Origin of the sequence: Aquibium microcysteis, assembly GCF_014495845.1 — a bacterium.
Lineage (GTDB): Bacteria > Pseudomonadota > Alphaproteobacteria > Rhizobiales > Rhizobiaceae > Aquibium > Aquibium microcysteis.
This window is the reverse complement of sequence record NZ_CP061080.1, coordinates 5,956,298-5,968,061: the sequence shown is the minus strand read 5'-3', so window position 1 is coordinate 5,968,061 and position 11,764 is coordinate 5,956,298. Positions and strand designations below refer to the sequence as shown.

General features: G+C 68.7%; 14 protein-coding genes. 7 read left to right on the top strand and 7 right to left on the bottom strand.

Annotation, left to right across the window (positions count from 1 at the left end):
• Position 1: 1 nt before the first annotated feature.
• The 6 genes from lepB to rpoZ form a co-directional block, all read right to left on the bottom strand.
• Entirely contained in the window at positions 2-748 is a 747-nt protein-coding gene (lepB, locus tag IAI54_RS28085) for a signal peptidase I (protein ID WP_187970310.1), read from the bottom strand.
• 130 nt (positions 749-878) lie between these two features.
• The gene (gene acpS / locus IAI54_RS28080) at positions 879-1,301 is read right to left on the bottom strand and encodes a holo-ACP synthase (protein ID WP_187970309.1); all 423 of its coding nucleotides are present in this window, start codon (positions 1,299-1,301) and stop codon (positions 879-881) included.
• The gene (locus IAI54_RS28075; RefSeq protein ID WP_187970308.1) at positions 1,298-1,885 is read right to left on the bottom strand and encodes a DUF2062 domain-containing protein; all 588 of its coding nucleotides are present in this window, start codon (positions 1,883-1,885) and stop codon (positions 1,298-1,300) included. Before IAI54_RS28075 ends, acpS begins: the two co-directional genes overlap by 4 nt.
• Before the next feature lie 205 nt (positions 1,886-2,090).
• Entirely contained in the window at positions 2,091-2,669 is a 579-nt protein-coding gene (gene pyrE / locus IAI54_RS28070; protein WP_187973386.1) for an orotate phosphoribosyltransferase, read from the bottom strand.
• Between the two features lie 20 nt (positions 2,670-2,689).
• The gene (locus tag IAI54_RS28065) at positions 2,690-4,945 is read right to left on the bottom strand and encodes a RelA/SpoT family protein (protein ID WP_187970307.1); all 2,256 of its coding nucleotides are present in this window, start codon (positions 4,943-4,945) and stop codon (positions 2,690-2,692) included.
• Between the two features lie 105 nt (positions 4,946-5,050).
• The gene (gene rpoZ, locus IAI54_RS28060) at positions 5,051-5,446 is read right to left on the bottom strand and encodes a DNA-directed RNA polymerase subunit omega (protein WP_187970306.1); all 396 of its coding nucleotides are present in this window, start codon (positions 5,444-5,446) and stop codon (positions 5,051-5,053) included.
• 244 nt (positions 5,447-5,690) lie between these two features.
• On the opposite strand from rpoZ, the gene IAI54_RS28055 reads away from it, so the two are divergent.
• The 7 genes from IAI54_RS28055 to IAI54_RS28025 all read left to right on the top strand — a co-directional run bounded on the left by IAI54_RS28055 (position 5,691) and on the right by IAI54_RS28025 (position 10,709).
• Positions 5,691-6,272 (top strand): LabA-like NYN domain-containing protein, encoded by a 582-nt coding sequence (locus IAI54_RS28055; protein ID WP_187970305.1) that lies wholly within the window; start codon positions 5,691-5,693, stop codon positions 6,270-6,272.
• Positions 6,273-6,283: 11 nt separating this feature from the next.
• A complete protein-coding gene (locus IAI54_RS28050; RefSeq protein WP_187970304.1) occupies positions 6,284-6,931 on the top strand; it encodes a uracil-DNA glycosylase in 648 nt (215 codons plus the stop codon).
• Between the two features lie 79 nt (positions 6,932-7,010).
• The gene (locus IAI54_RS28045) at positions 7,011-7,694 is read left to right on the top strand and encodes a lysophospholipid acyltransferase family protein (protein WP_187970303.1); all 684 of its coding nucleotides are present in this window, start codon (positions 7,011-7,013) and stop codon (positions 7,692-7,694) included.
• On the top strand, positions 7,691-8,668 hold the full coding sequence (locus tag IAI54_RS28040) for a phosphatidate cytidylyltransferase (RefSeq protein ID WP_187970302.1): 978 nt from the start codon (positions 7,691-7,693) through the stop codon (positions 8,666-8,668). Before IAI54_RS28045 ends, IAI54_RS28040 begins: the two co-directional genes overlap by 4 nt.
• On the top strand, positions 8,665-9,060 hold the full coding sequence (locus IAI54_RS28035; protein WP_187970301.1) for a hypothetical protein: 396 nt from the start codon (positions 8,665-8,667) through the stop codon (positions 9,058-9,060). The genes IAI54_RS28040 and IAI54_RS28035 overlap by 4 nt, the downstream gene beginning before the upstream one ends.
• The gene (locus tag IAI54_RS28030; RefSeq protein ID WP_187970300.1) at positions 9,057-9,707 is read left to right on the top strand and encodes a CDP-alcohol phosphatidyltransferase family protein; all 651 of its coding nucleotides are present in this window, start codon (positions 9,057-9,059) and stop codon (positions 9,705-9,707) included. Before IAI54_RS28035 ends, IAI54_RS28030 begins: the two co-directional genes overlap by 4 nt.
• Positions 9,708-9,821: 114 nt before the next feature.
• The gene (locus IAI54_RS28025) at positions 9,822-10,709 is read left to right on the top strand and encodes a DMT family transporter (protein ID WP_187970299.1); all 888 of its coding nucleotides are present in this window, start codon (positions 9,822-9,824) and stop codon (positions 10,707-10,709) included.
• Positions 10,710-10,740: 31 nt separating this feature from the next.
• On the opposite strand, the gene IAI54_RS28020 is transcribed toward IAI54_RS28025, so the two are convergent.
• Positions 10,741-11,694 (bottom strand): hydrogen peroxide-inducible genes activator, encoded by a 954-nt coding sequence (locus IAI54_RS28020; RefSeq protein ID WP_187970298.1) that lies wholly within the window; start codon positions 11,692-11,694, stop codon positions 10,741-10,743.
• Between the last annotated feature and the right edge of the window lie 70 nt (positions 11,695-11,764).

The window sequence follows — 11,764 nt, the reverse complement described above, 5'->3', positions numbered from 1 at the left end:
ATCAGTCGACGAATTCGAAGAGGCGCGACGGGCGGATCAGCGAAGGCCACTTCCAGATCTCGAGCGGGCTGGCTCCGCCCGCGATCGAGAAGAAGATGATGTTGGCGCGGCCGACGAAGTTCTCCTCCGGGACGAAGCCGAAGACGCGGCTGTCGGCGGAATTGTCGCGGTTGTCGCCCATCATGAAATAGTGCCCGGCCGGAACGACGAATTCGCGGGTGTTGTCGGAGAAGCCGTTGGGCGTCACGTCGAGCGTGTCGTAGGAGACGCCGTTGGGCAGCGTCTCGCGGTAGACGTCGACCGGACGGTTCTCTTCGGTGATGTCGGGATTGTCGATCTGGCCCGCCTTCTCGCGCTGCACCGCGGTGCCGTTGATGTAGAGCTGGCCGTCGCGCATCTGGACGCGGTCGCCGGGCAGGCCGATGACGCGCTTGATGTAGTCGAGCGACGGGTTCGGCGGATACTTGAATACCGCCACGTCGCCGCGCTCGGGCGCGGTTGCCCAGATGCGGCCCGAGAAGAGATCGGGCGAGAACGGCAGGGAATGGCGGGAATAGCCGTAGGCCCACTTGGTCACGAAGAGATAATCCCCTTCGAGGAGGGTCGGCCGCATCGAGCCCGAGGGAATCGAGAAGGGCTGGAAAAGCAGCGTCCGGATGACCACGGCGAGCAGCAGCGCCTGAACGATGACGCTGATGGTCTCGCCGAGACCGCCCGATTTCTTTTGCGATTTGTCCGCCACGCTCATGTCGTCCTCGGTTTGGAATGGGAAGCTTCTACCGGCTCGCGCGATGCGGGGCAACGGCATCGCCGGCACGCGAGCGGCACCGGACATCGACGAAGATTGCGCGTGCGATACTCCGCTTCGCGCGCCAGGTCTATCCCCGCAGGTGCGGCGGCGTCTCGACCGGCACCGCCTCGATGACGACGAAGGCCTGCGCGAGCGGATAGTCGTCGGTGATCGTCAGGTGAACGACGCCGCGGTGGCCGGCCGGCAGCATGCTGGCCAGCCGCGCGGCGGCGCCTCCGGAAAGCTCCATGACCGGCATGCCGCCGGCGAGGTTGACGACGCACATGTCCTTCCAGAAGACGCCCTGGGCGATGCCGGTGCCGAGCGCCTTGGCGCAGGCCTCCTTGGCGGCGAAGCGCTTGGCATAGGAAGCGATGCGGCCGCCGCGGCTTTCGGCGCGCTGGCGCTCGCCCTCGCTGAACACGCGTTCGGTGAAGCGCTCGCCGTGGCGCTCGATCGACCGCTCGATGCGGCGGATGTCGATCAGGTCAGATCCGAGCCCGATGATCATGCGCCGCCGGCCGCCATCGCCTGCGCTTCGGCGCGGCGCCTCGCCCTTTCCAGCAGGCGCAGCTGCCGCTGGCGCCGGAAGGCCGCGACGCCCCAGCGCGTCAGGACGTAGAACACGATCGCGAAGGCGAGCCCGATCGGGAAGCCGCCGACCGTCATGGGCTTCAGGAGCGGATCCCAGAGCTGGCCGAACTCCAGCCGCTCCAGGAGCTTGCCGAGCTGGATCGGCGCATCGCCGTGCGTGGCCTTGGCACCGAGGATGGCGCAGCCGAGCTTGTAGCTGGTCGCCCAGATGATCGGAAACGTGATCGGATTGCCGATCGCGGTGCCGAAGGCCGAGGCAATCAGATTTCCGGCCATGAGCCAGGCAAGGGCCGCGGCGAGGATGAAGTGGAGGCCGATAAAGGGAAGGAAGGACACGAAGACGCCCGCCGCCACGCCGGCGGCGATGGCGTGCGGCGTCGCCGTCAGGCGCAGGACGCGCTTGGCGAAATACTGGGCCGAACGCCAGAAGGAGCGGCGCGGCCAGAGCATCGTGCGCAGACGCTCCAGGATATCTGCCGGCTTTCTGCGCCGAAACAACATGCCGGTCGTCCTGCTCCGTCTTCTCGTCCGTCTCCCGATATAGGCATGGAATGTGTCAGACTCGGCCTTAAACCGGCCGGCCGCGACTCCGGATCGCCATGCCCACTGACATAAGGTATACTCATGTCACAGGTCGTGAACAACGCCGCGTCGCCTCTTTGCTGCGACGATCGCCGTGCCGCTGCGGAAGCAGCGCAGCCGGGCGTCAGATGTTGCGGCTGCCCGGCTTGACGGGAGGGATGGCGGCGAGTTCCGGCGGCAGCGCGTCGGCGGGATAGGCCGGCACCTCGTATTGCGCCAGCGCGACCAGCGGCACGCCGACATCCGCCTTCCCGGCCGAGCGGTCGATGATGCAGGCGGCCGCAACGACCTCGGCGCCGATGCTGCGCAGGCACTCCACCGTCTCGCGGATCGAAAGCCCGGTCGTCACGATATCCTCGACGATGACGACGCGCGCGCCTGGCGCGATCTCGAAGCGACGCAGACGGAAGACGCCGGCCTCGCGCTCGACCCAGATTGCCGGGACGCCGAGATGGCGCGAGGTCTCGTAGGCCGGAATGATGCCGCCGACGGCCGGGCCGACGACGTAGTCGATGCCCTCGCCCACCGCCGCGCGGATGCGGGCGGCGAGCGCCTTGCACAGGCGCCCGGTCTTGTCGGCATGCATGAAGACCCGCGCCTTCTGCAGGAAGATCGGGCTGCGCAGACCGGAGGTGAGGATGAAATGTCCCTCCAGGATCGCGCCCGCCTCGCGGAAGATCGCGAGCACCTCGTCCCTGTCCATCGCCATCGTTGCCTCCTTCGTCAGCCGTTGACGCGGCGCGCATCCGAGACGGCCGACGTGTCCTTGAGCTGCGACAGCAGCCGGTTGAGGTGCTTGAGATCCCAGACCTCGAGGTCGAGGATCATCTCGGTGAAGTCGGGCGCGGTGCGCGCCATCGACAGCGTGTGGATGTTGGCGTCGTTGGCGGCGACGACCTGCGCGATCTCTGCCAGCGAGCCGGGCTCGTTGATGGCGGTGACGGAGATGCGGGCGGGGAACCGCTCCTTGGTATCCTCGTCGATGTCCCAGCGCACGTCGATCCAGCGCTCGGGCTGGTCGTCGAAGGCGGTGAGCGAGGGCGATTGGATCGGGTAGATGGTGATGCCCGAGCCGGGTTGCAGGATGCCGACGATGCGGTCGCCCGGGACGGCGCCCTCCGGGGCGAAACGCACCGGCAGGTCGCCGGAGACGCCACGGATGGGCAGCGGCTCGCCCTTGCCGGCCTTGCCCTCGCCCTTGGCGCGGTCCTTCTCCTTCTCCTTGCGGGAGGAGCGGCCGGGGATCTGGAACAGCATGCCGGCGGCATTGCGCAGGTTGAACCAGCCCTCCTCGCGCACCTTCGGCGGCGCGACGGTGACGCGCTCGTCCTTGAAGTCGGGGTAGACGGCGCGCAGCACGTCGGGCGACGAGAGTTCGCCGCGGCCGACGGCGGCCAGCACGTCCTCGACGTCCTTGCGGGCCAGGCGATGCAGGACGGGCTTCAGCATGTCCTTGCCGAAGGAGCGTCCGGCGCGCTCGAAGGCGCGTTCGAGGATGCGGGTGCCGAGGCCGGAATACTGCTTGCGGATGGCGGCGCGCGTGGCGCGGCGGATGGCCGAGCGCGCCTTGCCGGTGACGACGACCTGTTCCCAGGCGGCGGGCGGCACCTGCGCCTTCGAGCAGATGATCTCGACCTCGTCGCCGTTCTTCAGTTCCGTCATCAGCGGCATGATGCGGCCGTTGACCTTGGCGCCGACGCAGGTGTCGCCGACGTCGGTGTGGACGGCATAGGCGAAGTCGATCGGGGTGGCGCCGCGCGGCAGCGCGATCAGCCGGCCCTTGGGCGTGAAGCAGAACACCTGGTCCTGGAACATCTCCAGGCGCGTGTTCTCCAGGAACTCCTCGGGATTGTCGCCCTCCGACAGCACCTCGATGGTGCGCTTCAGCCAGCCGTAGGAGTTGGTCTCCCTGGAGATGGCGTGACCGGCGCCGTTCACCTTGCCGCCCATGTCCTTGTAGATCGAATGGGCAGCGACGCCGTATTCGGCCACCTTGTGCATCTGCCAGGTGCGGATCTGCAGTTCGACGCGCTGGCGCGACGGGCCGACGATGGTGGTGTGGATGGAGCGGTAGTCGTTCTGCTTGGGCGTCGAGATGTAGTCCTTGAAGCGGCCCGGCACCATGGACCAGGTGGTGTGGATGGCGCAGAGCGCCTTGTAGCAGTCCTCCACCTCGTCGACGATGACGCGGAAGGCGAAGATGTCGGACAGCTGCTCGAAGGACAGCGCCTTCGATTCCATCTTGCGGAACACCGACCAGGGCTTCTTCTGGCGGCTGGTGACCTGCGCCTTCAGCCCGTACTTCTCGAACAGCGTCTTCAGCGCCGCCTCAATGTCGGAGATGACGCCCTTGTGGCGCTCGAAGATGTCGGCCAGGCGTTCGGTGACGGCCTTGTGGCCGCCGGGATTGATGTGGCGGAAGGCGAGTTCCTCGAGCTCCTCGCGCATGTCCTGCATGCCCATGCGGCCGGCGAGCGGCGCATAGATGTCCATCGTCTCCTCGGCGATGCGCTGGCGCTTCTCTTCGGGCACGTGGTCGAGCGTGCGCATGTTGTGGAGGCGGTCGGCGAGCTTGACGAGCAGCACGCGCACGTCCTCGGAGATCGCCAGCAGCAGCTTGCGAAGGTTTTCGGCCTGCGCGGCCTTCTTGGAGACCAGATCGAGCTTCTTGAGCTTGGTCAGACCCTCGACCAGCTTGCCGATGTCGGGGCCGAAGAGATCGTCGATCTCCTGGCGGGTGGCGGAGGTGTCCTCGATCGTGTCGTGCAGCAGCGCGACCGCGATCGTGGCCTCGTCGAGGTGCATGTCGGTGAGGATGGCCGCCACTTCGAGCGGGTGGGAGAAATAGGGATCCCCCGAGGCGCGCTTCTGATGGCCATGCTTCTGCATGGCGTAGACGTAGGCCTTGTTCAGAAGGGCTTCATTGATGTCGGGCTTGTAGCGCTGGACGCGCTCGACAAGCTCGTACTGACGCATCATCGGCGGCGGGGCTCCCGAACGAAACATGCGCCGCGGGAGTCGCGACGCATGTTACAGATAACCATGTCCGGGCGGCCGCGGTAGTGGCGACGATGGGGCCAGGCTTCAGTAGTCGTCGCTCTTCTCCGGCGGAACCAGGCCCTCGATGCCGGCGAGCAGGTCTTCCTCGGTCATGCGGTCGAAGGCGACCGGCTCGTCGTCCGACGCGGCCTCGACGCTCTCGTCGGCGGCGCGGTCGATCATCTCGGGCGCCTCGGCCTCCGGCTCGTCGACCTCGACGTGCTTCTGCAGCGAGTGGATCAGGTCTTCCTTGAGATCGCCCGGCGACAGCGTCTCGTCGGCGATCTCGCGCAGCGCCACGACGGGGTTCTTGTCGTTGTCGCGGTCGATGGTGATCTGCGCGCCCTGCGAGATCAGGCGGGCGCGGTGGCTTGCGAGCAGCACGAGTTCGAAGCGGTTGTCGACCTTGTCGATGCAGTCTTCAACGGTGACGCGGGCCATGGAGTGCCCCTTTCATAGCTCATTGTCGGAGAGTGACGGGTGCCATACTCCGAACGGGCCGAAAACACAAGCGCGGCAGCGGAAGCCGCAGCGCGGACCCCCGTCTGCTCGCACCCCGCGCAGGGTGAAACTTCAGGTCCGTTTCGCGGACCGGCGATTTGTGGCAGGTTCGTGACGATTCGACCGTCGGCAGCCCGGCGTCCCGTTCATTGCGCAACAGTTTTTGACGACGAGGAAATTTCGGATGTTCGATCCCCGCGAAAAGATCGCGCTCTTCATCGACGGCGCCAACCTCTATGCCACGTCGCGCGCGCTCGGCTTCGACATCGACTATCGCAAGCTGCTCGCGGCCTTCCAGAAGAAGGGCTACCTGCTGCGCGCCTATTACTACACGGCGCTGATCGAGGACCAGGAATACTCGTCGATCCGGCCGCTGATCGACTGGCTGGACTACAATGGCTACAAGGTGGTGACGAAGCCCGCCAAGGAGTTCACCGACTCGGCCGGGCGGCGCAAGATCAAGGGCAACATGGACATCGAGCTGACGATCGATGCGCTCGAGCTGTCCGAGGTGGTGGACCATTACGTGATCTTCTCCGGCGACGGCGACTTCCGGACGCTGGTGGAGGCGCTGCAGCGGCGCGGCCGCAAGGTCAGCGTCGTGTCGACAATGAGCTCGCAGCCGCCGATGATCTCCGACGACCTGCGCCGGCAGGCCGACCATTTCGTCGATCTGGTGAGCCTGCGCGCCGAGGTCGGGCGCGATCCCTCCGAGCGTCCGTCGCGGCGGGTGGAGCCGGTCGAGACGGACGACGACGACCTTTGAGCCGGTCGACGATGGCCGCCGCCGTCGAGCCGCACCGCGACTGTCCGCTCTGCCCGCGCCTGCACGGCTTCATCGCCGAGTGGCGCGCGCGCGAACCTTCCTGGCACAACGCGCCGGTGCCGAGCTTCCTGCCGCCGCAGGGCGAGGAGACGGTGCGGCTGCTGGTGGTGGGGCTGGCGCCCGGGCTGCGCGGCGCCAACCGCACCGGGCGGCCCTTCACCGGAGACTATGCGGGCGACCTGCTCTATTCCACGCTGAAGCGCTTCGGCTTCGCGCGCGGCGAGTTCCAGGCGCGGCCCGACGACGGGCTGGAACTGATCGGAACCGCGATCACCAACGCGGTGCGCTGCGTGCCGCCGGAGAACAAGCCGGTCGGCGCCGAGATCGCAACCTGCCGGCAGTTCCTCGTGCCGACGATCGCCCGTTTTCCGAGGCTCGAAGCGATCGTGACGCTCGGCGCCATCGCCCACCAGTCGACGGTGCGGGCGCTCGGCCAGCGCGTCGCCGCCCTCCCCTTCCGGCACGGCGCCCGGCAGGCGACGGGCGCGGTGACGCTGTTTCCGAGCTACCACTGCTCGCGCTACAATACGAACACCGGCCGCCTGACGGAGGCGATGTTCGTGGACGTCTTCGCGGCGGTGCGGGAAGCGCTGGGGTAGCGCGGCCGCAGACGGCGGATGCAGGCTTCGATTGCCGGGCAGCGGCGGGAAAGGTAACGACAGGGGGCCGGGGACGACGATGGCCGGGGGGCCGACAGGTGCGGGGACCACGCTGAAGCGGCTGGCGCGGCTGGCATCGGCCGCCGTCGCGGCGCAGGCGATCGTCACCTTCGCAAGGCTCGTCACCGCGGTGCGCGCCGTCTGGCAGGGGGCGGACCTCAGCGGCGTGCAGCGCGTCTACTTCGCCAACCATGCCAGCCATGGCGACTTCATCCTGATCTGGACGGTGCTGCCCAAGCGGCTGCGGCGGCGCACCCGGCCCGTCGCCGGAGCCGACTACTGGTTGAAGACCAGGGCACGCGCCTTCATCGGGCGCGACGTCTTCCGCGCCATCCTGATCGAGCGCGATCCCGAACGCCGGCAGGAAGACCCGGTCCAGCAGATGGCGCGTGCGCTCGACGAGCGGGCGTCGCTGATCCTGTTTCCCGAAGGCACGCGCAACACCGGCGACGAGCCGCTGCTGCCGTTCAGGACCGGGCTCTACCACCTCGCCAAAGCGCGTCCGGACGTCGAACTGGTGCCGGTGTGGATCGCCAATCTCAACCGGGTCATGCCGAAAGGCGAGGTCCTGCCGGTGCCGCTGCTCTGTACGGTCACCTTCGGGGCGCCGCTCCACATCGCCGCATCGGAAGACAAGGACGCCTTCTTGGCGCGCACCCGCGCGGCGCTGCTGGCGCTGGCCCCCAACGGAAGACGCCCATGACCGACGACGCGCAGCCCCGCTTCCTCGTCTCGCCGCATCCCGATCTCGTCACGCTGCTCGTCGCGCTGTTTGCCGTCCTGGTCGCGGCCTCGGCGATCGGCTACGCGCTCGAGCGCCGGCTCTCGCCGGACGGCACCAATGCCGTGATCGAGAACCTGAACGACCGGATCCGGTCCTGGTGGGTGATGGTCGTGGCCATGGCGGTCGCGCTCCTAGCGGGAAAGGGCGGGGTGGTGGTGCTGTTCGCGCTGTGCTCCTTTGCGGCGCTGCGCGAGTTCCTGACGCTGACCAGCACCCGGCGCGGCGACCACTGGGCGCTCGCGGGCGCGTTCTTCATCGTGCTTCCGGTGCAGTACTGGCTGGTCTACATCGACTGGTACGGGCTCTACTCGATCTTCATCCCGGTCTACGCGTTCCTGGCCATGCCGATCGTGGCCGCCCTGCGCGGCGACACCGAGAACTACCTGGTGCGGATCTCGGAGGTGCAGTGGGCGCTGATGATCACCGTCTTCTGCGCCTCGCACGTGCCGGCGCTGCTGACCCTGCAGATTCCCGGCTACGAGGGCCGCACGGTGATGCTGATCGCCTTCCTGGTGCTGGTGGTGCAGAGCAGCGACGTGCTGCAATATGTCTGGGGCAAGCTCGCCGGGCGCACGCCGATCGCGCCGAAGCTGTCGCCGTCGAAGACGGTCGAGGGCTTCGCCGGCGGTGCGCTCAGCGCCACCGCGCTCGGCGCGGCGCTGTCGTGGATGACGCCCTTCACGCCGGTCCAGGCGGCGCTGCTGTCCTTCGTCATCGTGCTGATGGGCTTCTTCGGCGGGCTCGTGATGTCGGCGATCAAGCGCGACCGCGGCGTCAAGGACTGGGGCCACATGATCGCCGGACATGGCGGCTTCATCGACCGGCTCGATTCGGTGGTGTTCGCGGCGCCGGTCTTCTTCCATCTGGTCCGCTACTGGTGGTCGACCGTATGAGGCCCGCAGGTCCCACGGCGGCGAAGAACGGCCTGCTGCACGTGCTGACGGCCTTCGTGCTGATGGGCGGCTGGGCGGTTTTCGCCAACCGGGCGCATCCGCTGCCGGAGGCGCTGGTCGCGGGCGCTCTCCAGGGGACCATGTCGGGCCTGATCACCCTCGGGCTGAAGCGGCTGGTCGAGCGCGTGTCGCAGCGGTTCCGCGGCGTCGCCGGTCTCGTGGTTCCGCCGCTGACCGCCTTCGCCCTGTCGGCGACGCTGCTGATCCTGCTGCATTCGGCGAGCGGCACGCCCGAGATCGCGCGGACGATCGTCGTCCCGCTGACGGTGTCGACCGGCTATGCCGCGCTCTATTCGTGGTGGCTCTGGAAGGAACGGGAGCGGACGACATGACGGGATCCGACCGGCGGCCGCTGTCGAGCCGCGATACCGGCTGGGCGCGAGCGATCACCGCCTGGCTGGCGACGACGCCGGTCACGCCCAACCAGATCTCGATGGCGAGCATGGTCGCCGCCGCGCTCGCGGGCGCGGGCTTCTGGGCGGCGGGGTCGGCGGAGGGCTGGCTTCGGAGCGGGTTGTTCGTCGCCGCGGCCCTGTTCTGTCAGCTGCGGCTGCTGTGCAACCTGTTCGACGGGCTGGTCGCCGTCGAGGGCGGCAGGCAGGCCGCCGACGGACCGTTCTGGAACGAGTTTCCCGATCGCGTCGCCGACATCCTCATTCTCGTCGGCGCGGGGCTCGGCGCGGCGGAACCGGCGCTCGGCTGGGCCGCCGCGGGTTTCGCGGTGCTGACGGCCTATGTGCGCGAACTCGGCCGCGCCAACGGCCTTCCCTCCGATTTTAGCGGACCGATGGCCAAGCAGCACCGCATGGCGCTGATGACCGCAGCCGCGCTCGCCGCGGCCTGCGCGCCGCTCTGGCCGGAAGCGGGCCTGGCCGTGCCCCTCGCCCTCTGGGCGGTCGCGATCGGCGCCGGGCTGACCGCGCTGCGGCGGGCAGCGGCTCAGGTGCGAGGTCTGAAGGGTCGGGCCGGAGACGCATAGGGCTCCGGCCAGGAGCGCCCCACGACCGGGATCCGACCCGCTGGCGTTGCCGTCGCGGTCGATGTAGAAGGCATGGGCCGGCGGCTCCCGGCGCGCGCCTTTCGGGTCACCCGCATGCACATGATTCCATCCGTCATCCGCGGCCCGCTCCTCATGGTCGCGGCGACCGGATCCTACGTGATCAACGACACCTTCATGAAGCTCGCGACCGACGGCCTGCCGCCGTACCAGGTGTTGTTCCTGCGCGGCGTGGCGGCGCTGCTGTGGGGCCTGCCGCTGCTGGCGCTGGCCGGACAGGCGCGCAACGCGCCGCTGATGGCCGACGGCCGCGTGCTGGTGCGCAGCTGCATGGAACTCGCCGCGGTGCTCTGCTACGTCGTGGCGCTGGCCAGCATGCCGATCGCCGACGCGATCGCGCTCGGCCAGGTGACGCCGCTCCTGATGCTGGTGGGGGCGGCCCTGTTCTTCGGCGAGCGGATCGGACGGCTGCGGGCGGCGCTGATCGGGCTCGGTTTCGCCGGCGCGATCATGGTGGCACAGCCGACGATGCAGGGCGTCTCGGTCTTCGCGCTGCTGGCGCTCGGCAATGCGCTGTTCAGCGCCGTGCGCGACCTTTCCGGCCGCCGGATCGATGCCCGCGTGCCGGGGCTGGTCGTGGCGATGTCGGCCGTGGTGGTGGTGGTGATCGGCGCGGGGGTGGCGCACGTCGCCGCCGAAAGCTGGGTGACGCCCGGCCCGCGGCACCTGCTGCTGCTCGCCGCCTCCGGCTTCTTCCTCGTCTTCGGCCACTTCTTCATCTTCTCGGCCTATCGCGCGGCCGCGACCGCCACGGTGGCGCCGTTCTACTACGCCTTCACGGTCTGGGCGGTGATCTCGGGCTACACCGTGTTCGGCGAGCTGCCCAATGCGCTGGCCAGCGCCGGCATCCTGCTGGTGGCCGGCAGCGGGCTGGCGATCGTGCTGATGGACCGCCGCAGCCGACGGGTCGCCCCGACGGCGTGAGCGGGCGGCGGCGCTGGCGGATCGGCCGCCGTCAGCCTCCGGCGCGCGCGATCCGCATGGCGTCGAGCGGATCGCCGGTCAGGGCGAGTGCGCGGATGATGGCGTCGCTCTCGGCCGCCAGCTTCTCGAAGTGACGCAGGCGGCCGCTGTTCTCGCGCCAGAAGAAGCCGATCGTGCGCCGGCCGGACCAGCCCGTGAGCGGGACCAGCCGGACATCGGCCTCGCGCCTGAACTCGGAGCGGACGTAGAGTTCGGGAAACAGCGAGCAGCCCATGCCGATCGAGACCATCTGGCGGATCGCGTCGAGGCTGGTGCCTTCGTAGTCCTCGACGAAGACGGCGCCGGAGGCGGCAGCGAGGTCGCGCACGCTGTCGAACAGCCGATGGCCGCGGCCGAGCGTCAGCAGGCGTTCGCCGCGCAGATCCTCCACGCAGGCCGTGCCCGTGCCGTCCAGCCGGTGGCCGGCGGGGACGCCGAGGAAGATCCCCTCCTCGCACAGCGGGCGGAAGACGAGGCGCTCGGCGCGCGGGCCGGGGCCCAGCCCGCAATCGATGATCCCGTCGAGGACGTCGCGCTCGATCGATGTCGGCCGGTCCTCGCGGATGTAGAGCTGCAGGTCGGGATAGGTGCGGTGGATGGACGGCAGGAGGCTCGGCAGGAAGTACGGCCCGAAGGTCGGCGCGACGCCGAGGCGGATCAGCCCGCCGAGATTGGTTGCGCCCGCCCTCGCCTCCGTCACGATGTCGTCGAGCGAGGCCAGCACCGACCGCGCCGTGGCGACGACGCGGCGGCCGAGCGGCGTCGGCTCGACGGCTGCCGGAATGCGATCGAACAGCGTGGCGCCGAGCTGCTTCTCCAGCAATGCGACCTGGATCGAGAGCGTCGGCTGCGAGACGTGACAGCGGCGGGCCGCGCGGCCGAAATGGCGCTCGTCGTCGAGGGCGACGACATATTCGAGCTGGCGGTGCGTCGGGCGGAACGGCATTCCCGATATATCGGCTCTATCGAAGCCAATTCAACAATCAATTGGAACTATCGCTTCGGGATTCTCATCT